Origin of the sequence: Vreelandella gomseomensis (genome assembly GCF_031451645.1) — a bacterium.
GTDB classification, from domain to species: Bacteria; Pseudomonadota; Gammaproteobacteria; order Pseudomonadales; family Halomonadaceae; genus Vreelandella; species Vreelandella gomseomensis.
Genome location: NZ_JARWAI010000006.1, coordinates 143,615 through 160,815, shown reverse-complemented (window position 1 = coordinate 160,815; position 17,201 = coordinate 143,615). Strand labels below are relative to the sequence as shown.

Below are 17,201 nucleotides of genomic sequence, written 5' to 3'. Positions count from 1 at the left end.
GAGCGCACATTAAATGAGCATGCAAGACACTCTGGCGGATATGTTTACCCGTATCCGCAATGCGCAGATGGCCACCAAGGAGACGGTCACCATGCCGTCCTCCAAATTGAAAGTGGAAGTGGCCCGCGTGCTGAAAGAAGAGGGCTACATCGCCGATTTCACGGTGGCTGAAAGCACCAAGCCCGAATTAACCGTGACTCTCAAGTATTTTGAGGGCAAGCCGGTTATCGACCATATCCAGCGGGTTTCCAAGCCGTCTCTGCGCCGCTACATGGGCAAGGACAACCTGCCTAAGGTCGCCGATGGCATGGGTATCGCAATCGTCACGACCTCGAACGGGGTTATGACCGATCGCGCCGCTCGCCAGGCGGGTGTTGGTGGCGAAGTCATCTGCACCGTATTCTAGGAGGCTGGAATGTCCCGCATAGCGAAATATCCGGTTAAAGTGCCTGCCGGCGTCGAAATCACCATCGATGCCGACCAGCTGACCGCCAAGGGCGGCCAGGGCACGCTGTCAATGACCATTCACCACCATGTGGTAGTGGCTCAAGAAGATGGCCAGCTGACCTTCGCCCCGAGTGAATCTGCCAAGAGCTGGGCAATGGCCGGTACCACCCGCGCCTTGGTTCAGAACCTGGTGACGGGCGTATCCGAGGGTTTCACAAAAACTCTCGAAATTGTTGGCGTCGGTTATCGTGCCCAAGCAAAGGGCCAGACGCTCAATCTTTCACTGGGCTTCTCGCACCCGGTCGACTACGAACTGCCTGAAGGTGTCTCAGCGGAAACGCCGAAGAACACCGTGATCGTGCTGAAAAGCGCGGACAAGCAGCAGCTCGGTCAGTGCGCTGCGGAAATCCGCGCCTTCCGTCCCCCCGAGCCGTATAAAGGCAAGGGTGTCCGGTACGCCGACGAGCAGGTGCGTCGCAAAGAAGCCAAGAAGAAGTAAGGCAGGGTTATGAACGCGAAGAAAGAATCTCGTCTCCGTCGTGCCCGCCGCGCTCGCGCCAAGATCCGCGAGCTGGGCGTGTATCGCCTGTGCGTCAACCGTACCCCGCGTCACATCTATGCGCAGATTATCTCGCCGGATGGTGGCAAAGTGTTGGCCAGCGCATCTACGCTGGACAAGGCACTGCGCGAGGGTGCGACCGGCAACTCAGAAGCCGCTACCAAAGTGGGCGAACTGATTGCCGAACGCGCTAAAGAAGCAGGCATCACCCAGGTGGCCTTCGACCGTGCTGGCTTTAAGTATCACGGTCGCGTCAAGGCTCTGGCCGACGCCGCGCGTGAAGGCGGCCTGGAATTCTAAAGGGTTTTTACGATGGCGAAGAACGAACAGCAAAGCGGTGATCTGCAGGAAAAGCTCGTGCAGGTCAACCGCGTCGCCAAGGTGGTCAAAGGTGGTCGTATTTTCGGCTTCACCGCACTGACCGTCGTTGGTGATGGTAAAGGTCGTGTCGGTTTTGGTCGTGGTAAGGCGCGTGAAGTGCCGATCGCGATTCAAAAGGCGATGGACCAAGCTCGTCGCAACATGGTCAAGGTCAACCTGTCAGGCCACACGCTGCAATACCCGGTTAAAGCCCGTCACGGTGCTTCCAAGGTATACATGCAGCCGGCCTCTGAAGGTACCGGCATCATCGCCGGCGGCGCTATGCGCTCGGTACTCGAGCTCGCTGGCGTCCATGACGTACTGGCCAAGTGTTACGGTTCCACCAACCCGGTTAACGTGGTACGAGCGACTGTCAAAGGTCTCTCTTCCATGCAGGCACCGGAAGACGTGGCCGCCAAGCGCGGTCTGTCTGTCGAAGCGATCACGGGGTAAAACACCATGGCAGCAACGATCAAGGTTACCCAGATCCGCAGCACCATCGGCGTTCAGCCCCGGCACAAGGCCACGATGAGTGGTCTGGGTCTGCGTCGCATCGGTCATTCGGTTGAGCTGGAAGACACCCCTGCCGTACGCGGCATGATCCACAAGGTAAACTACCTTGTGCGCGTTGAGGGAGAGTAATCCATGAAACTCAATACCCTGAGCCCGGCAGCGGGCTCCAAACACGCTGAAAAGCGCGTTGGTCGTGGTATCGGTTCCGGTCTGGGCAAGACCGGCGGCCGTGGCCACAAAGGCCAGAAGGCACGCAGCGGCGGCAATGTGAAGCCTGGTTTCGAAGGCGGTCAGATGCCGTTGCAGCGTCGTCTGCCGAAGTTCGGTTTCACGTCTGCCAAGTCGATGGTGTCAGAAGAAGTACGCCTGGCTGAGCTGGCCCAAGTGGCCGGTGACGAGGTTACCCTCGACACGCTGAAGCAGGCCAACGTGCTGAAGGATGCGACGCTGCATGCGAAGATCATCCTTTCTGGCGATCTGAAAAAAGCGGTTACCGTTCGCGGCATCAAGGTCACCAAGGGTGCCCGTGAAGCGATCGAAGCCGCTGGCGGCAAGGTAGAGGACTAAATGGCCAAGTCAGGAAACATGCCGGCGACGGGCAGCGGTCTGAGTGAACTGTGGGCGCGTCTGCGCTTCGTGCTCCTCGCCATCGTGGTGTACCGTATTGGTGCCCACATTCCCGTTCCCGGTATCAATCCTGACCAGCTTGCTGCCTTGTTCAGGGAGCAACAGGGCACCATCCTGGGCATGTTCAACATGTTCTCGGGTGGCGCTCTGGAGCGCATGAGCGTCCTCGCCCTGGGTATCATGCCCTACATATCGGCGTCGATTATCATGCAGCTGATGACCGCGGTCTCCCCGCATCTTGAACAGCTCAAGAAAGAGGGCGAGGCCGGCCGCCGCAAGATTAGTCAGTACACCCGCTACGGCACGGTGTTGCTGGCGTTCGTTCAGGCTGTCGGTATGTCCGTCGGCCTGGCGAGCCAAGGTATTGCCTATACCGCCGACTTCAGCTTCTATTTTACCGCCGTGATTACCTTTGTATCAGGCGCGGTATTCATGATGTGGCTGGGTGAGCAAATTACTGAAAAAGGCATCGGCAACGGTATTTCGTTGCTGATCTTTGCCGGTATCGTGGCTGGGCTACCCAGTGCGGTAGGCCAAGCGTTTGAACTGGCTCGTAACGAAGGAGCCTGGAACGTATTGCCGCTGTTGGCGTTATCGGCACTGGGTGTTGCCACCGTGGCCTTCGTGGTGTTCATCGAGCGCGGCCAACGTCGTCTCAAGGTGAACTATCCACGCCGTCAGGTCGGCAACAAGATGTATGCAGGGCAAAGTAGCTACCTGCCGCTGAAAGTGAACATGGCGGGCGTTATTCCGGCCATCTTCGCCTCCAGTATTCTGCTCTTCCCGGCCTCGATCGGTCAGTGGGTGGGAGCAGGCGAAGGCATGGAGTGGCTACAGCGCGCCTCGCAGGCATTAGGCCCCGGCCAACCGCTTTACATCTTGCTTTTTGGTGCGGCAGTGGTATTCTTCTGCTTCTTTTACACAGCGCTGGTCTTCAACCCCAAGGATGTGGCTGACAATTTGAAAAAGTCAGGTGCTTTCCTGCCGGGTATTCGTCCTGGCGAGCAGACGGCTCGCTACATTGACAAGGTCATGACGCGTTTAACGTTGTTTGGTGCCTTGTACATCACTGCGGTTTCCCTGATGCCCCAGTTCCTGATCGTTGCGTGGAACGTGCCGTTCTTCTTTGGCGGTACCTCGCTTTTGATCGTGGTAGTGGTCATCATGGACTTCATGGCCCAGGTGCAGTCGCATCTCATGTCGCATCAATATGACTCAGTGATGAAGAAGTCCAACCTGAAAGGCTACGGTAGTGGCGGCATCATGCGCTAAGGCGTGTGCCGTCCGTATTGGAGAGAACGATGAAAGTTCGAGCTTCCGTAAAGAAAATGTGCCGTAACTGCAAGATCATTCGTCGCAATGGCGCTGTACGCGTCATCTGCATCGAACCTCGGCACAAGCAGCGCCAGGGTTAATTCCCCGGGCTGCATTAAGCGGGTGCCGGCATACCCCTTGCCTTCGGGCTGCTAAAGGGGTATGCTGTTGCGCCTTTTAAAGATGATTAACGAGCAAGCCGCTCAAATTTCGGAGTAAGCTGATGGCCCGTATTGCAGGCGTCAATATCCCGGACAACAAGCATGCGGCGATCTCGCTGACCTATATCTTCGGGATTGGTCGTACCCGTGCTGAGCACATCTGTGTCGCAGCCGGTATTGCCATGAATGCCAAGATCCAGGACCTGTCTGCTGAAGAAGTCGACACCCTGCGTTCTGAAGTTGGCAAGTACACCGTAGAAGGTGACCTTCGTCGTGATACGACGCTTAACATCAAGCGTCTTATGGACTTGGGTTGCTATCGTGGTCTGCGTCATCGTCGTAGTCTTCCGCTGCGTGGTCAGCGGACCAAGACTAACGCGCGTACCCGTAAGGGCCCGCGTAAGCCGATCCGCAAATAACACGCACGTTCTGGCGTAAAGACAGGAATAGACATCAACATGGCTAACCCGCGTAGTAACCGTAAAAAGGTTAAAAAGCAGGTAGTGGATGCCGTAGCGCATATCCATGCCTCTTTTAACAACACGATCGTGACGATCACAGACCGCCAGGGCAACGCTCTGTCATGGGCGACTGCCGGTGGTTCGGGTTTTCGTGGTTCTCGCAAGAGCACCCCGTTCGCTGCTCAAGTGGCAAGTGAACGTGCAGCAACTGCTGCAGCCGAGTATGGTGTGAAAAACGTCGACGTGCTGGTCAAAGGCCCCGGTCCCGGTCGTGAATCCGCCGTGCGCGCACTGAATGCCGCCGGCTTCCGCGTGCAAAGCATTATCGACGCGACGCCCATCCCCCATAATGGCTGCCGTCCGCCGAAGAAACGCCGCGTTTAAGGAGACAGATTCATGGCCCGTTATATTGGACCGAAGTGCAAATTGTCTCGTCGCGAGGGCACCGATCTCTTTTTGAAGAGTGGCGTGACCCCCTTCGAGAAAAAGTGTAAATCCGAGCAGATTCCGGGTGTACACGGCCAGCGTCGTCAGCGTCTTTCCGACTACGGCTTGCAGCTTCGCGAGAAGCAGAAAGTACGCCGTATGTATGGCGTACTCGAAAAGCAGTTCCGCAACTACTACAAAGAAGCCGCTCGCCTGAAAGGCGCGACCGGTGAGGTATTGTTGCAGTTGCTCGAATCCCGACTGGATAATGTCGTCTACCGCATGGGCTTCGGCTCGACACGCTCTGAAGCGCGTCAGCTGGTCAGCCACAAGGCGATTGCCGTGAACGGTCGCACCGTCAACGTGGCTTCCTACCAAGTGAAGCCGGGTGACGTTGTCGCCATTCGCGAAAAGGCGAAGAACCAGGCTCGCATCCAGAACGCGTTGTCCATTGCGGCCAACCGTGGCGATGTGGCGTGGATCGAAACCGACGCCAAGAAGATGGAAGGCACTTTCAAGGCTCTGCCTGAACGCGGTGACCTGACTGCCGACATCAACGAAAACCTGATCGTCGAGCTGTACTCCAAGTAAGCAGTGTGAAGTAAACAGTCTCTGCTTCTTTGTAGCCCGGGCGGTTCTCCGCCCGGATGCTCCTGAGTACCAAGTATCCGTTTGGCAGCCTGAAAGGTGTTCATATGCAGCGTTCAGTGACAGAGTTTCTCCGTCCTCGTGACATAAAGGTCGAAGAAATCAGCGCACATCACGCCAAGATCGTGCTCGAGCCGTTCGAGCGTGGTTTTGGTCACACCCTGGGGAATGCACTGCGCCGCATTCTGCTCTCGTCCATGCCCGGCTGTGCCGTGGTAGAAGCCGAGATTGCGGGTGTCGAGCACGAGTACAGTGCCCTCGAAGGGGTGCAGGAAGATGTCATTGAAATCCTCCTGAACTTGAAAGATGTTGCGATCAAGATGCACAGCCGCGATGAGGCGGTGCTCTCGCTGAACAAGCAGGGCCCAGCCGTCGTCACCGCTGGCGACATTGCGCTTGATCATAGCGTCGAAGTCGTCAACCCGGATCACGTCATTGCACACGTCAATGAAGGTGCCGAGCTGAAGATTCAGCTTAAGGTAGCGCTGGGTCGTGGTTACGAACCGGCTGACGCCCGTGGCTCTGATGAAGAGTCCCGTGCTATTGGCCGCCTGCAGCTGGATGCCACCTTCAGCCCTGTCCGCCGTGTTTCCTATGCGGTCGAAGCCGCTCGTGTCGAGCAGCGCACCGACCTCGATAAGCTGATTATCGATCTGGAAACCGACGGTACCCTGGATCCGGAAGAGGCAATCCGCCGCAGTGCGACCATCCTGCAAGAGCAGCTGGCCGCCTTCGTCGACCTGGAAGCAGATAAAGAGCAGGAAGTCGAAGAGGAAGAGGATCAAGTCGATCCTATCCTGTTGCGCCCCGTAGACGATCTTGAGTTGACCGTTCGCAGCGCGAACTGCCTAAAAGCCGAGAATATCTACTACATCGGAGATCTGATTCAGCGCACTGAAGTTGAGCTGTTGAAGACCCCGAACCTCGGCAAGAAATCCTTGAATGAAATCAAGGATGTATTGGCAGCGCGTGGCTTGTCCCTCGGCATGCGGTTGGAAAATTGGCCGCCGGCTAGCCTGAAGGACGACAAGGCCTCCGCGTGAGTGTCGACTCGAGTCCCAGTTTGGTAAGGAATCACAACCATGCGTCATCGTAAGAGTGGTCGTCATCTGAATCGTACCAGCTCGCATCGGCAGGCCATGTTCAAGAACATGTCTGTCTCGCTGGTCGAACATGAAGTCATCAAGACAACCCTGCCCAAGGCCAAGGAACTGCGTCGCGTCATCGAGCCGCTGATCACCTTGTCCAAGCAGGACAGCGTTGCCAACCGTCGTCTGGCTTTTTCCCGCACGCGCTCTAAAGAAGCCGTCGGTAAATTGTTCAACGAGTTGGGCCCGCGTTACGCCGAGCGTCCGGGCGGTTACGTCCGTATCCTCAAGTGCGGCTATCGCACCGGCGACAACGCACCCATGGCGTTCGTTGAGCTTGTCGACCGTCCCATCGTTGAAGAGGCAGCCGGCGAAGAGTAATTTTCCTTCGGCCTGCCGAGTCAACGTCAAAACCGACCCCTTGTGGGTCGGTTTTTTTATATCGCCGCTTTGTGGCTTCAACGTATATACTCAAGGCGTTAACCTGTCATCCAGGCAAAATAAAATGGCGGTGTTGGAAGCTACTTTCAGGGGGCACGTATGTTAGCCAAGCGATGGAGGTGCCGGTGGCGCCTGCGTGGAAGCGCGTTACTGGTAGGCGTGATGCTTATTGTCGTCGCCTTGCCGCTTCAGGCGGCCAACCCTCGCTATGCGGGCATGGTTGTCGATCTGGATGAAGGCGAAGTGCTGTACGCCGAGAATGAAGACGCCAGACGCTATCCGGCCTCGCTGACCAAGGTCATGACGCTCTATCTCACCTTTGAAGCGCTTGAGCAAGGTCGGCTACAGGTCGATCAGCCGCTGCCGGTGTCTTCTCAGGCCGCCTCCATGCCAGCCTCCAAGCTATGGCTCTCACCGGGCAGCTCGATTCTTGTCGACGAGGCCATCCGTGCCCTGGCGGTGCGCTCGGCCAACGATGTGGCCGTGGTCGTGGCCGAGGCGCTGGGTGGCAGCGAGCGACGCTTTGCCCAGCTGATGACCGCCAAGGCGCGTGAGTTGGGCATGCGCAACACCACCTTTCGCAACGCCTCGGGGCTGCCCGATGATCGCCAGATCACCACGGCACGCGACATGGTCACGCTGGCGGTGCGCGTGATGCAGGACTTCCCCGACTACTACCATTATTTTGGCCTGCAGGAATTCACCTACCGCGGCACCCGGCACACCAGCCATAATCGCCTGGTGCGCAACTATCCCGGCGCCGATGGCCTTAAAACCGGTTTCATTCGCGCCTCGGGGTTCAATGTCATCACCACCGCCAAGCGCGGTGACCGTCGGCTGATGGGCATTGTCATGGGCGGGTTCACCGCGCAGTCCCGGGACAAGCACATGACCAGCCTGCTGAACCGCAGCTTTGTCCGGGCCGCGTTGCGCGATCAGCAAAACTTCGTATCCGATCTCAGTTTCTCTGCTGAGTACATGGCGTTTGCGCCATCCTCCACGCCAGCCCCCACCCGTGATGCCCCACCGGCTGCAGCGCCGGTCTCGACGCCTGAGCAACCTGCGGTGGTTGCCACCTACACGCCGGCTTCAGCCCCCTCCGAGTCGGTCTCGGCCCCGTCGGCGGTCGATGAGCCGGATCGCCAGCCCCAAGAGGATCCGCTACAGGCTTTTATCGAGCGTGAGCGCGTCATGGCGGCGCGTGCGGCCGCTGGCGGCTGGGGTATTCAGGTCGGCGCCTTCAGCCAGGAGGATCAGGCCCAGCGCTACGCCCGTGAAGCCGCTGATTATTTATCCCGTGACGTGGGTGGCCAGGTGGCCGTCGACGCATCGGCTGGCCAGCGTCCGGTATTTCGCGCCCGGCTGATGGCGCTGGAAGAACCGCAGGCCCGCCAGGCCTGCGAACAGCTACGCTCTCGAGGAATGGATTGCATGGTGGTCAACGCCAGTCTGTAATGCGGTAGTGTGACAGCACCCCGCCAGAGGCTATTTGGCGGGGTGCTTTGCTTTTTGGCAGGGAATAAAAAGGAGGTCACGGTGACGACGTCCCTGAAGGGTATCCTCTGCATGTGTCTGGGCGTCCTGTTCCTGGCGCTGGGGGATGCTGTGTCTAAATGGCTGGGCGAGGTTCATTCGCCGCTGCAGATCATTTTTTTCCGTGCCCTGATCTCGCTGCCGCTGATTGCCTTGCTTGCCCACTTTGCCGGCGGGGTGCGCAAGCTGCGCACGCGGCGACCGGGTGTTCACCTGCTGCGCGGGCTCATCTATACCGCCACCATGGTGTGTTTCGTGCTGGGGCTGACGCTGCTGCCGCTTGCTGAGGCCACCGCGATTGCCTTTGTGGCGCCGCTTTTTGTCACCCTGCTGTCGGTACCCCTGCTGGGTGAACGCATCGAGCCCCCCGTGCTGATTGCCTCCCTGGTGGGGTTTGTCGGCGTGCTGATTGTGGTTCGCCCCAATGGCGACGCGTTCCAGCCGGGTGCCTTGGCGCTGGTAGGCGCGGCGCTGTTTTACGCCCTGATGATGATTACCGCTCGGCGTTATGGCGCCCGGGAACACCTCTGGGCGATGCTGTTTTACATGACCTGTGTGCCCCTGGTGGTGACCGCAGCGACCTTGCCGTGGGTCTGGCAGACGCCGCAGCCCTGGCACTGGGCAGGGTTCTTTGCCTCGGGCGTGCTGGGCGTCGCCGCCACCGCTTTCATTACCCTGGCCTTTCGCTTTGCTCCGGCGGCGATTGCCGCGCCGTTTGATTACACCGCCATGCTGTGGGCCGTACTGCTCGGCTGGTGGTTCTGGGGAGAGTTGCCCGACCTGTGGGTGTGGGTCGGCAGCGCCTTGATCATGGCCAGCGGCCTGGCGATTGCCTACCACGATCGGCGCACGACCCTGAAGCGTCGCCCCACGGCCTGATGACTATACGCGCTGGAAGGCGCGTGCCGCCGCCTCGGGATCCGGCTGACCGCAGATCGCCGAGATGACGGCCAACCCGTCAGCACCGGCGCGCTGCACGGCGCTGGCGTGGCTGGCAGTAAGCCCGCCGATGGCCACGCTGGGTAGCGGGCAGGCGTTGACCAGAGAGGCCAGGCCGCCAAAGCCGATGGGCTGGGCGTGATCCTGCTTGCTGGGCGTGGCAAATACCGGCCCGATGCCAACGTAATCCAGCAGGTCGATGGGCAATGCCTGAAGCTGTTCAACGGCGTTGATCGACAGCCCCAGGATGGCGTCCGGCCCCATCGCCTGGCGGGCCTGGCGCACGTCGGTGTCGCTCTGGCCAACGTGCAGCCCATCCGCCTGGCTGGCCAGCGCCACCTCGAGACGGTCATTGATGATCAGCGGCACGCCGCTACCCGCCAGCAGGGCTTTCAGGCGCCTAGCCTGATCGATCATCTGCGCATTGCTTGCCTGTTTGTCGCGCAGCTGGACGATGCTGACCCCGCCCCGCACGGCCTCGCTGACGGTGTTTTCAAGGCCGTAGTGTTGGCACAGTGCCGCATCGGTCACCAGGTAAAGGGATAGATCAAGCGGCATGCGTCACCTCGTGCTGGGCAAAGTGGCTTAGGTCATCGGGGGTCAGTTGATAAACAGCGTCCAGAAAGGCCACGTAAAAACTGCCCGGCCCGGCGGCCGTCGCGCCGGCACGCTGACCGGCCAGGGCGAAAGACGCCACTGCGGCGCTGGTGGCCAGGAGTGGCTTGCCCGGCGTGGCCGCGACAAACGCCGCCACCAGCGCGCTCAGCGCGCAGCCCAGGGTGGTCACGCGCGGCATCAGCGGGTGGCCGCCGTTGATCGTGTAATACTGGTGGCCATCGGTAACCAGATCCCGCTCCCCGGTCATGGCCACCACGCAGCGATGCTGTTCGGCCAGCGCCATGGCGGCTGCCAGGGCATCCTCGGTGGCGGCGGTCGCATCCACGCCCCGCCCCTGGTGGGCCAGTCCATTGAGCGCGAGTATTTCCGAGGCGTTGCCGCGAATCACGCTTGGCCGGTGAGCCAGCAAGTCGGCGCAGACCGTTTGCCGATAGCGGGTGGCGCCAACGGCCACTGGATCAAGCACCCAAGGGGTGGCGTGGGTATCAGCAGTGTGGGTAGCGAGCTGCATGGCCTCGACCCAAGGCGGGGAAAGCGTTCCGATATTGACGGAGAGCGCATCGGCCAGCTGGGTAAATTCCGCCACTTCCTGGGTGGCGTGCAGCATGGCGGGGGATGCCTCGGCGGCCAGCAGCACGTTGGCCGTGCTGTTCATTGCCACGTAATTGGTGATGCAGTGAATCAGCGGGGTGGACTCACGCAGGGATGACAGACAGCTGCCAAGAGAAGGTTGCGTCATGGGATCCTCCCGACGGGGAGGTGGTGTGCGCACACCACGACTCCCTACGCCGGTATTAGCCGGTTCAGGTTATAAGGGTGCTTCTCAGCTCGCTGGTCACGAGCGCCCCTGTCGTGTGCTTACTATCCGTGGCTTTGGCGTGTCTGTAAAGCCTTGAAAAACGGGCTAGCGAAACGCGATGCGGGTTCCGTAGGTGAGCATTTCATCAGGCGTCATGGCTTTGCCTTCGACGCCGATCATTTCATCGCCACACTGGTCGGCAAAGGTCAGTACGCCGTGGGTCAAACCCAATGACCCAAGGGTATCGCGGATTTCGCCGGTGCCGAGAAAGGTGCTGACGTGCCCGTCGGCATTGGACAGGTCGGAGACGCCGTTGGCATGATGAAAGCGCACCTTGTAGATGCCATCCATGGATTCCACTTCCACAATCGGCGAGAAGCCGTTGCGTAACGCCTGGGATAGTTGCTTTAGCGTGATGTGGTCGCCAAGGGCCATATCGATCGAGGTCATGACCTGCTCCTGATGAACGCCTTTACGTGGGCATTAGAAAACGTTTTGTATAGCTAAGATAATAGAAGTGTAGAGTGTTTGCACAAAATATCCAACCTGTCTATTGTCACCTCAATGCACGGCATCCAGCGCATGTCGGCGCAGCGTGACCAGCTCGATGATATCGAGGGTTTTCTGATGGGTGCCGGAAAGGATAACCGGCGGGGCCAGCCCCACCTCGGCGGCTTCCAGCCAACGGGACGCGCACAGGCACCAGCGGTCGCCGGGCCGCAGGCCGGGAAAACCGAATTCAGGGCGGGGCGTCACCAGGTCGTTACCCTGCGCCAGCGAAAAGGCCAGAAACTCCTCGGTAAGCATGGCGCAGACGGAGTGAACGCCTACATCATCCGGCCCGACGCGGCAGAAGCCATCGCGGTAAAAGCCGGTTTTGGGGGCATGACAGCACGGAGTGAGCGGCTCACCCAGTACATTGAGATCGCGGGCCATAAGGCCTCCTGGCGGTTAAAGACTGGAATTCTGGGCGACTGCCCTCATGATGAAGTGACGGCGCGGTAGTCGCGTATCAACGACATTGGTTTAACAGCTACAGTATAGCCTTGTACACCGTGTTAAAAACGTCAAAGGAGATAGCGCATGCCCATGCAAGGTGAGCAGCACCCCGGCGTCAAGCCGGCCCCGGCGCAGACCCAGGGTTTCCGCCTGAATCACACCATGCTGCGGGTGAAAGACCCCGAGCGAGCCCTGGCGTTTTATTCCCAGGTATTTGGCATGCAGGTGATGCGGCGGCTGGACTTCGAGGAAATGCAGTTCTCGCTGTACTTTCTTGCCAACCTGGAAGACGGCGACAGCGTGCCCGACGATACCCAGGCGCGCACCGCCTGGACGTTCAGCCAGAAGGGCCTGCTGGAACTGACCCACAACTGGGGCACGGAAGATCAGGAGGATTTTGCCTACCACGACGGCAACGCCGAGCCTCAGGGCTTTGGCCATATCTGCTTTAGCGTGCCCGATCTGGCGGCGGCCCAGGCGTGGTTCGACGAGCACGACGTCACCTTCGTCAAGCGCGCCGATCAGGGCAAGATGAAGGACGTGGTGTTCGTCAAAGACCCCGACGGCTACTGGATCGAAGTGATTCAGGCCGACTTGATGGCCGGTAAAGGCGACTAACATGGCGCATCTGCTGTTCCGCCTGCGCCACGTCACCGACGAGGAAGCCATGGAGGTGCGCCAGCTGCTGGACGCCCACGGGATGGATACCTACGAGACCCAGGCGGGCTTCTTTCGGCTGGGCGTGGATGCCATCTGGCTCCGCGACCTCAGTCAGCTCGAAACGGCCAGGGCGCTATTGGCCGACTACCAGGCCGAGCGCCAGATTCGCGCCCGGCAGGCCCACCAGGAGGCCGTCGAGCGGGGTGACGCGCCGACGCTATGGCGACGCTTCACCGCCCACCCCATCCAGGTCACGCTGGTGGGCGTGGCCATCGTGCTGTTGATCGCGCTGACGCTACTGCCGTTTCTCGCGCTAGGCTGATTCGGCCTGTGCGGGAGGCAGGTGCCCGCGTTTGAGGTATAGCTGCACGCCGTTGGCGCCGGCGGTCAGCGTAAGCGCCACGCCGCTGGGATAACGGCACCAGCTGCCGGCCGGATAATCGCGCTCGCCGTCGCTCAGCGTGCCTTCCAGCACAAACAGTTCCAGCCCGCCGGTGAGCACCGGGTAGCGGATGGCGTGGCCGGGTTCCCAGCGTTCCAAGCTGACCCGCTCCTGCTTGAAGGTGTGCAGCATTTTGTAGGTAATGCCGGGGCGGCGATCCGGCTGCCAGGGCAGGCGGTGGGCGGGAACGGCCAGCTGCAGGATATCGTTGGGGTCAAACTGATGCAGCTTGACCAGAATCAGCGCGCCTTCCTCGCCAATTTGCGGCGTATGGCCGGTACCGATGGGGTTGCGCAGATAGCTGCCGGCCGCATACTGGCCATGCTCATCGGCGAACACGCCTTCCAGGACGAGAATCTCTTCACCGCCACCGTGGACGTGCCGATCAAACTGGCTGTTGGGCGCGTAACGCACAAGGCTCGTGGCACGCGCCACTTCATCACCAATGCGATCAAGCATCATCCGCTCGACACCGGCGCTGGGCGAGGCAACCCACTGATAATCGTCCGGAGTGACACAGGCGAAGTGGGAAAAATCGGCGTTCAAACGCATGGGGCTGGCTCTTTGCAGGCAAGGGAATGCTGCCAGTCTCCATATCGAGGTCGCAAAATGCAACTTTCCCTTCGCCAGATGCCCCCGGAAAGCCACGCGATGGCCGCTTTCCGGGCGTGGCTGCTCAAGGCGGTCAACGCCTGATCAGCGCGTATTTATCGAGGCTGATCAGTGATCGTGGTCGCCGTGGTCATGATCATGACCGTGCTCGTCGGCTTGACCATGGTCTTCATGATCCGGGTCGGCCAGCGCGTCGTGCAGCACCTTGGCATTGTGACGCATCATGCCTAAGTAAGTACTTGCTTCGCCTTCGGTGCTCAAGGCATCGGCATACAGAGTGCCCGCCACGCTCAGCCCGGTTTCTTCGGCCAGTTGGTCGAGTATCGACTGGTTGGTCATGTTTTCGTGGAACAGCGCCTCGACGTTCTCTTCTTCGATCACGTCGATGAGGTCGGCCATGCTGGCGCCGCTCGGGTCGGCTTCTGTGGATAGCCCTACCGGGGACAGAAAACGCACGCCGTAGGCGTCAGCAAAGTACCCGAACGAATCGTGGCCGGTGATCACGCTGGTGGAAGGGGGAATCTCCTCGATCAGCGCACGGATCTCGGCGTCGGTGGCCTGAACCTCGGCCAGATAGCGCTCGGCGTTTTCCTCATACGCCTCGCGGTTGTCGCCATCGGCCTCGATCAGCCCATCGCGGATGTTCTCGACGTAGGTTTCAGCGCGGGCCAGGTCCTGCCAGGCGTGCGGGTCGTCATCGCCGTGGGCGTGCTGGGCTTCAGCATCGTGACCATGATCGTCATGACCCTGTTCGTCGTGGCCATGGTCATCATGACCGTGCTCGTCGTGATCACCCTGGCCGGCCCGGGCCAGCGGCCTCATGCCCTGGGTCGCGGTAACCAGCGCGCCGCGATAATCGCTGGAATCGATCAGGCGCTCCATCCAGCCCTCGTAGAGCAGCCCGTTAAAGACTACCAGGTCGGCATCGGCCAGCGCGCGTGCGTCGCCGGGGCTGGGCGAATACACGTGGGCGTCGCCGTCAGGGCCAACCAGCGAGGTCACCGCCACGTGCTCGCCGCCGACCTGTTCAACCATATCGGCCAGAATCGAAAAGCTGGTGACCACTTGTACGCGCTCGGACGCCACGGCGGCGGGCAAGGCCAGCAGCGCAGACGCGCCAACCAGCCAGCGGGAGAAAGGTAACGGCGACATGAAGGCTCCTTATCAAGGTGAACGGGCAAGACCCGGTGATCAAGCGCTTGGCTCCGCCGAGAGCGGCGCGGTTTTGCGCCGCCAGCGAGCGGCCAAGCTGTGATAACGGCCGAACAGGGCAGACAATAGATAGCCACTGCCGGCCAGTAGAATAATGCTGGGGCCTGAGGGAATGTCGAGATGAAACGACAGCAACAGCCCGCCGGTACTGGCAATCATCGCAAGCGCCACGGCAATCCCGATCAACCCCTCCAGGCGCTTGCTCCAGAAGCGCGCCGAGGTGGCTGGCAGCATCATCAAGCCCACTGCCATCAGTGTTCCCAGGGTTTGAAACCCGGCGGTAAGATTGAGCACCAGCAGCCCCAAAAACACGCTGTGCACCCAGCCGCTGCGGCGACTCTGGCCGCGTAAAAACAGCGGATCCAGGCATTCCACCACCAGGGCGCGGAAAATCACCGCCAGGGTCAGCACAATCAATGTGCTCATCCCGGCGATCAGCAGCAGCGCTGTGGAGTTGATCGCCAGAATCGAACCAAACAGCACATGGGTCAGATCGACGCTGCTGCCACCAATCGAGATCAGCATCACGCCTGCCGCCAAGGAAATAATGAAAAAGCTCGCCATGGCAGCGTCTTCGCGCTGGCCGCCCATCTTGGAAACGGCTCCGGCAAGCAATGCCACCATCACGCCGAACAGCACGCCGCCGATGCTCATCACCGGCAGTGAAAACCCGGCCAGCAGAAAGCCCAGCGCCACCCCGGGCAGAATCGCGTGGGCCATGGCGTCGCCAATCAGGCTCATGCCGCGCAGCACCAGAAACACGCCCAGCGTGGGCGCCGCCAACGACAGTGCCAGGCCGCCGACTACCGCACGGCGCATGAAGCCGTAATCGAAAGGCGCGATAAACCAGGCATCAAGCAGTGCCAGCATGACGGCCTCCCAGCGTGAAGGGCACCACCTGAGCGGGCGCGTGCTGATGGGTAAGCGCGCTGGGCGACATCCAGCGGCCGTGACCGCCGTTGAGCATCAGCACTTCGTCGGCCAGGCGCTGCAGGTGATCCATATCGTGGAGCACCAGAATCAGCGTCGCGCCGTCGTCGGCCATCTGGCGCAAAATGCGGATCAGAATGTCCACCGTCTCGCTATCCACGTTGGCAAACGGCTCGTCGAGCAGCAGCAGCTCGGCTTCCTGCATCAGCGTGCGGCCGATCAGGGCGCGCTGGCGCTGACCGCCGGACAGCTCGCCCAGCGGACGGTGCGCCAGATGTGAGATGCCCAGCCGCGCCATGATCTCGCGGCCCTTGCGGTAGTGCGCCGCGCAATAGCCTTTCAGCGCCCCGTGGCTTGGCCAGCTGCCGGTCATCACCAGCTCTTCCACGCTCATCGGGAAGGAAAGGTCCAACGCCAACTGCTGCGGTAGCCAGGCCCGGCGTTCCTTGGGCACGGTGCATACCACCTTGCCGCTCATCGGGCGGAGTTCACCCATGATGGCCTGAATGAGCGTGCTTTTACCCGCGCCGTTCGCGCCGATCAGCGCGGTGATCGCGCCGGGTTGAAAGTCGCCTTCCACATGCTCCAGCACCGTGCGGTGCCCCTGGGCCAAATGCAGGTCATGCAGCTGCAGGCGTGATAGTGAGCGCCGGCTCATGATGCCCACCCGTTGGCCCACAGCACCATCAGCCACAGCACCAGCAGCGGTACCGCCACCGACAGCAACCGCCGCACCGCCGACAGCGACATCAGCGAAAAATGACAAGGCCCTTCCTTGTTATGGCGATGTGAATGCTCACTCATTAAGCCGCCCTCGTGAATAATCAAATAGGTTATAACATAACAATTGGCGAAGCCAATAAATTTGCCGAGTATTTTACTCGCTCAGCGGCACAGAGCAACGTCAAGAATGCGAGACCAACGCAAATGTGCCGGCGCGGTCATCTGGGGAGAAAAGGATGAGGAGAAGGCTAGCTGTGAAAAGTTAAGGTGATCCCTCGTTTACAACGAGGGATCCAGATATACATCGTTGTTTAAACGGCGTCTTACTCCTCGGGACTCGGCTCCATGGCGCGTTTGTCATCGGGTAGGCGGACAATGTCGCCCTTGTGCAGCTTGCCGTGACTGTCGAGGCGTTGGCCCTGGGGGCCGATGATGGCCACCACGGGGCCGATGCTGACCCTTTCGTCTTCCTGATAGCTTTGTACGTCTACCCTAACCGAACAGCCCTGGTAGCGGGCTGAGATGATGTCGCCGGTATGCGGTCTGGCGTCGTGGTTGGGATCCTGGGCGTAATGATGCGCGACGCTGGCGCTACCTGGCATATCCCATTCAATGTGGCGATGCATGGAAAACTCCTTGTTCCGTTGGGGTGAGTTGTTAACGACAACGCGAAATATCGTTATATAAGC

At 60.2% G+C, this 17,201-nt stretch carries 27 protein-coding genes and 1 riboswitch; of the genes, 17 read left to right on the top strand and 10 right to left on the bottom strand.

The window, feature by feature from the left end:
* Window positions 1-13 precede the first annotated feature (13 nt).
* The 15 genes from rpsH to QC815_RS09605 all read left to right on the top strand — a co-directional run bounded on the left by rpsH (window position 14) and on the right by QC815_RS09605 (window position 9,457).
* Window positions 14-406 carry a 30S ribosomal protein S8 gene (gene rpsH, locus QC815_RS09675; protein WP_230447691.1) on the top strand — a complete coding sequence of 131 codons (393 nt, stop codon included), beginning with the start codon at window positions 14-16 and terminating at the stop codon, window positions 404-406.
* 9 nt (window positions 407-415) lie between these two features.
* The gene (rplF, locus tag QC815_RS09670; RefSeq protein WP_230447692.1) at window positions 416-946 is read left to right on the top strand and encodes a 50S ribosomal protein L6; all 531 of its coding nucleotides are present in this window, start codon (window positions 416-418) and stop codon (window positions 944-946) included.
* 9 nt (window positions 947-955) lie between these two features.
* Window positions 956-1,306: a 50S ribosomal protein L18 gene (rplR, locus tag QC815_RS09665; RefSeq protein WP_066318549.1), complete on the top strand. Its 351-nt coding sequence runs from the start codon at window positions 956-958 to the stop codon at window positions 1,304-1,306.
* Window positions 1,307-1,318: 12 nt separating this feature from the next.
* Window positions 1,319-1,819 (top strand): 30S ribosomal protein S5, encoded by a 501-nt coding sequence (gene rpsE, locus QC815_RS09660; protein ID WP_074397836.1) that lies wholly within the window; start codon window positions 1,319-1,321, stop codon window positions 1,817-1,819.
* 6 nt (window positions 1,820-1,825) lie between these two features.
* Window positions 1,826-2,008 carry a 50S ribosomal protein L30 gene (gene rpmD, locus QC815_RS09655; protein WP_230447693.1) on the top strand — a complete coding sequence of 61 codons (183 nt, stop codon included), beginning with the start codon at window positions 1,826-1,828 and terminating at the stop codon, window positions 2,006-2,008.
* 3 nt (window positions 2,009-2,011) lie between these two features.
* Complete coding sequence (gene rplO, locus QC815_RS09650; protein ID WP_230447694.1) at window positions 2,012-2,446, top strand: 50S ribosomal protein L15; 435 nt, start codon at window positions 2,012-2,014, stop codon at window positions 2,444-2,446.
* Window positions 2,447-3,778 (top strand): preprotein translocase subunit SecY, encoded by a 1,332-nt coding sequence (gene secY / locus QC815_RS09645; protein ID WP_230447695.1) that lies wholly within the window; start codon window positions 2,447-2,449, stop codon window positions 3,776-3,778.
* 29 nt (window positions 3,779-3,807) lie between these two features.
* The gene (gene rpmJ, locus QC815_RS09640; RefSeq protein ID WP_009099023.1) at window positions 3,808-3,921 is read left to right on the top strand and encodes a 50S ribosomal protein L36; all 114 of its coding nucleotides are present in this window, start codon (window positions 3,808-3,810) and stop codon (window positions 3,919-3,921) included.
* A 122-nt stretch (window positions 3,922-4,043) separates the two neighbouring features.
* A complete protein-coding gene (gene rpsM, locus QC815_RS09635; protein WP_230447696.1) occupies window positions 4,044-4,400 on the top strand; it encodes a 30S ribosomal protein S13 in 357 nt (118 codons plus the stop codon).
* A gap of 39 nt (window positions 4,401-4,439) precedes the next feature.
* Window positions 4,440-4,826: a 30S ribosomal protein S11 gene (rpsK, locus tag QC815_RS09630; RefSeq protein WP_027337525.1), complete on the top strand. Its 387-nt coding sequence runs from the start codon at window positions 4,440-4,442 to the stop codon at window positions 4,824-4,826.
* Between the two features lie 12 nt (window positions 4,827-4,838).
* Window positions 4,839-5,459, top strand: coding sequence for a 30S ribosomal protein S4 (gene rpsD / locus QC815_RS09625; protein ID WP_230447697.1), 621 nt, complete (start codon window positions 4,839-4,841; stop codon window positions 5,457-5,459).
* 104 nt (window positions 5,460-5,563) lie between these two features.
* Complete coding sequence (locus tag QC815_RS09620; RefSeq protein WP_230447698.1) at window positions 5,564-6,559, top strand: DNA-directed RNA polymerase subunit alpha; 996 nt, start codon at window positions 5,564-5,566, stop codon at window positions 6,557-6,559.
* Window positions 6,560-6,598: 39 nt separating this feature from the next.
* Window positions 6,599-6,985 (top strand): 50S ribosomal protein L17, encoded by a 387-nt coding sequence (gene rplQ, locus QC815_RS09615; protein WP_230447699.1) that lies wholly within the window; start codon window positions 6,599-6,601, stop codon window positions 6,983-6,985.
* Between the two features lie 222 nt (window positions 6,986-7,207).
* The gene (locus QC815_RS09610; protein WP_309768250.1) at window positions 7,208-8,500 is read left to right on the top strand and encodes a serine hydrolase; all 1,293 of its coding nucleotides are present in this window, start codon (window positions 7,208-7,210) and stop codon (window positions 8,498-8,500) included.
* A gap of 81 nt (window positions 8,501-8,581) precedes the next feature.
* Window positions 8,582-9,457 carry a DMT family transporter gene (locus tag QC815_RS09605; RefSeq protein WP_230447701.1) on the top strand — a complete coding sequence of 292 codons (876 nt, stop codon included), beginning with the start codon at window positions 8,582-8,584 and terminating at the stop codon, window positions 9,455-9,457.
* Between the two features lie 3 nt (window positions 9,458-9,460).
* On the opposite strand, the gene thiE is transcribed toward QC815_RS09605, so the two are convergent.
* The 4 genes from thiE to QC815_RS09585 form a co-directional block, all read right to left on the bottom strand.
* Window positions 9,461-10,075 (bottom strand): thiamine phosphate synthase, encoded by a 615-nt coding sequence (thiE, locus tag QC815_RS09600; protein WP_230447702.1) that lies wholly within the window; start codon window positions 10,073-10,075, stop codon window positions 9,461-9,463.
* The gene (gene thiM / locus QC815_RS09595; RefSeq protein WP_309768247.1) at window positions 10,065-10,874 is read right to left on the bottom strand and encodes a hydroxyethylthiazole kinase; all 810 of its coding nucleotides are present in this window, start codon (window positions 10,872-10,874) and stop codon (window positions 10,065-10,067) included. The genes thiE and thiM overlap by 11 nt, the downstream gene beginning before the upstream one ends.
* Window positions 10,875-10,898: 24 nt before the next feature.
* Window positions 10,899-10,994, bottom strand: a riboswitch (TPP riboswitch).
* 45 nt (window positions 10,995-11,039) lie between these two features.
* Complete coding sequence (locus QC815_RS09590) at window positions 11,040-11,384, bottom strand: hypothetical protein (protein WP_230447704.1); 345 nt, start codon at window positions 11,382-11,384, stop codon at window positions 11,040-11,042.
* 111 nt (window positions 11,385-11,495) lie between these two features.
* Entirely contained in the window at window positions 11,496-11,870 is a 375-nt protein-coding gene (locus QC815_RS09585; RefSeq protein ID WP_230447705.1) for a DUF2237 family protein, read from the bottom strand.
* Window positions 11,871-12,017: 147 nt separating this feature from the next.
* Here QC815_RS09585 and gloA point away from each other — a divergent pair, with 147 nt between their 5' ends.
* On the top strand, window positions 12,018-12,551 hold the full coding sequence (gene gloA, locus QC815_RS09580; RefSeq protein ID WP_230447706.1) for a lactoylglutathione lyase: 534 nt from the start codon (window positions 12,018-12,020) through the stop codon (window positions 12,549-12,551).
* Between the two features lies 1 nt (window position 12,552).
* Entirely contained in the window at window positions 12,553-12,915 is a 363-nt protein-coding gene (locus tag QC815_RS09575; RefSeq protein WP_230447707.1) for a DUF6164 family protein, read from the top strand.
* Here QC815_RS09575 and QC815_RS09570 read toward each other — a convergent pair.
* The 6 genes from QC815_RS09570 to QC815_RS09545 all read right to left on the bottom strand — a co-directional run bounded on the left by QC815_RS09570 (window position 12,907) and on the right by QC815_RS09545 (window position 17,138).
* Entirely contained in the window at window positions 12,907-13,587 is a 681-nt protein-coding gene (locus tag QC815_RS09570) for a cupin domain-containing protein (protein WP_230447708.1), read from the bottom strand. The genes QC815_RS09575 and QC815_RS09570 overlap by 9 nt on opposite strands.
* Before the next feature lie 168 nt (window positions 13,588-13,755).
* On the bottom strand, window positions 13,756-14,799 hold the full coding sequence (locus QC815_RS09565) for a metal ABC transporter solute-binding protein, Zn/Mn family (RefSeq protein ID WP_309768243.1): 1,044 nt from the start codon (window positions 14,797-14,799) through the stop codon (window positions 13,756-13,758).
* A 39-nt stretch (window positions 14,800-14,838) separates the two neighbouring features.
* Window positions 14,839-15,729, bottom strand: a complete 891-nt coding sequence (locus QC815_RS09560; RefSeq protein ID WP_230447710.1) for a metal ABC transporter permease — start codon at window positions 15,727-15,729, stop codon at window positions 14,839-14,841.
* Complete coding sequence (locus tag QC815_RS09555) at window positions 15,713-16,447, bottom strand: metal ABC transporter ATP-binding protein (protein ID WP_230447711.1); 735 nt, start codon at window positions 16,445-16,447, stop codon at window positions 15,713-15,715. The genes QC815_RS09560 and QC815_RS09555 overlap by 17 nt, the downstream gene beginning before the upstream one ends.
* Window positions 16,444-16,593 (bottom strand): hypothetical protein, encoded by a 150-nt coding sequence (locus QC815_RS09550; protein ID WP_230447712.1) that lies wholly within the window; start codon window positions 16,591-16,593, stop codon window positions 16,444-16,446. Before QC815_RS09550 ends, QC815_RS09555 begins: the two co-directional genes overlap by 4 nt.
* 242 nt (window positions 16,594-16,835) lie before the next feature.
* Window positions 16,836-17,138 carry a hypothetical protein gene (locus QC815_RS09545; RefSeq protein WP_230447713.1) on the bottom strand — a complete coding sequence of 101 codons (303 nt, stop codon included), beginning with the start codon at window positions 17,136-17,138 and terminating at the stop codon, window positions 16,836-16,838.
* Window positions 17,139-17,201: the final 63 nt, after the last annotated feature.

Coding starts and splice junctions, on each gene's coding strand:
- rpmJ (WP_009099023.1), top strand. CDS start 3,808: ATGAAAGTTCGAGCTTCCGTAAAGAAAATGTGCCGTAACTGCAAGATC.
- rplF (WP_230447692.1), top strand. CDS start 416: ATGTCCCGCATAGCGAAATATCCGGTTAAAGTGCCTGCCGGCGTCGAA.
- rpsD (WP_230447697.1), top strand. CDS start 4,839: ATGGCCCGTTATATTGGACCGAAGTGCAAATTGTCTCGTCGCGAGGGC.
- thiM (WP_309768247.1), bottom strand. CDS start 10,874: ATGACGCAACCTTCTCTTGGCAGCTGTCTGTCATCCCTGCGTGAGTCC.
- QC815_RS09555 (WP_230447711.1), bottom strand. CDS start 16,447: ATGAGCCGGCGCTCACTATCACGCCTGCAGCTGCATGACCTGCATTTG.
- QC815_RS09585 (WP_230447705.1), bottom strand. CDS start 11,870: ATGGCCCGCGATCTCAATGTACTGGGTGAGCCGCTCACTCCGTGCTGT.
- QC815_RS09560 (WP_230447710.1), bottom strand. CDS start 15,729: ATGCTGGCACTGCTTGATGCCTGGTTTATCGCGCCTTTCGATTACGGC.
- QC815_RS09575 (WP_230447707.1), top strand. CDS start 12,553: ATGGCGCATCTGCTGTTCCGCCTGCGCCACGTCACCGACGAGGAAGCC.
- QC815_RS09620 (WP_230447698.1), top strand. CDS start 5,564: ATGCAGCGTTCAGTGACAGAGTTTCTCCGTCCTCGTGACATAAAGGTC.
- rpsE (WP_074397836.1), top strand. CDS start 1,319: ATGGCGAAGAACGAACAGCAAAGCGGTGATCTGCAGGAAAAGCTCGTG.
- rplR (WP_066318549.1), top strand. CDS start 956: ATGAACGCGAAGAAAGAATCTCGTCTCCGTCGTGCCCGCCGCGCTCGC.
- QC815_RS09545 (WP_230447713.1), bottom strand. CDS start 17,138: ATGCATCGCCACATTGAATGGGATATGCCAGGTAGCGCCAGCGTCGCG.
- thiE (WP_230447702.1), bottom strand. CDS start 10,075: ATGCCGCTTGATCTATCCCTTTACCTGGTGACCGATGCGGCACTGTGC.
- QC815_RS09550 (WP_230447712.1), bottom strand. CDS start 16,593: ATGAGTGAGCATTCACATCGCCATAACAAGGAAGGGCCTTGTCATTTT.
- rplQ (WP_230447699.1), top strand. CDS start 6,599: ATGCGTCATCGTAAGAGTGGTCGTCATCTGAATCGTACCAGCTCGCAT.
- rplO (WP_230447694.1), top strand. CDS start 2,012: ATGAAACTCAATACCCTGAGCCCGGCAGCGGGCTCCAAACACGCTGAA.
- QC815_RS09590 (WP_230447704.1), bottom strand. CDS start 11,384: ATGACCTCGATCGATATGGCCCTTGGCGACCACATCACGCTAAAGCAA.
- QC815_RS09570 (WP_230447708.1), bottom strand. CDS start 13,587: ATGCGTTTGAACGCCGATTTTTCCCACTTCGCCTGTGTCACTCCGGAC.
- rpsH (WP_230447691.1), top strand. CDS start 14: ATGAGCATGCAAGACACTCTGGCGGATATGTTTACCCGTATCCGCAAT.
- gloA (WP_230447706.1), top strand. CDS start 12,018: ATGCCCATGCAAGGTGAGCAGCACCCCGGCGTCAAGCCGGCCCCGGCG.
- QC815_RS09610 (WP_309768250.1), top strand. CDS start 7,208: ATGCTTATTGTCGTCGCCTTGCCGCTTCAGGCGGCCAACCCTCGCTAT.
- QC815_RS09565 (WP_309768243.1), bottom strand. CDS start 14,799: ATGTCGCCGTTACCTTTCTCCCGCTGGCTGGTTGGCGCGTCTGCGCTG.
- secY (WP_230447695.1), top strand. CDS start 2,447: ATGGCCAAGTCAGGAAACATGCCGGCGACGGGCAGCGGTCTGAGTGAA.
- rpsK (WP_027337525.1), top strand. CDS start 4,440: ATGGCTAACCCGCGTAGTAACCGTAAAAAGGTTAAAAAGCAGGTAGTG.
- rpsM (WP_230447696.1), top strand. CDS start 4,044: ATGGCCCGTATTGCAGGCGTCAATATCCCGGACAACAAGCATGCGGCG.
- rpmD (WP_230447693.1), top strand. CDS start 1,826: ATGGCAGCAACGATCAAGGTTACCCAGATCCGCAGCACCATCGGCGTT.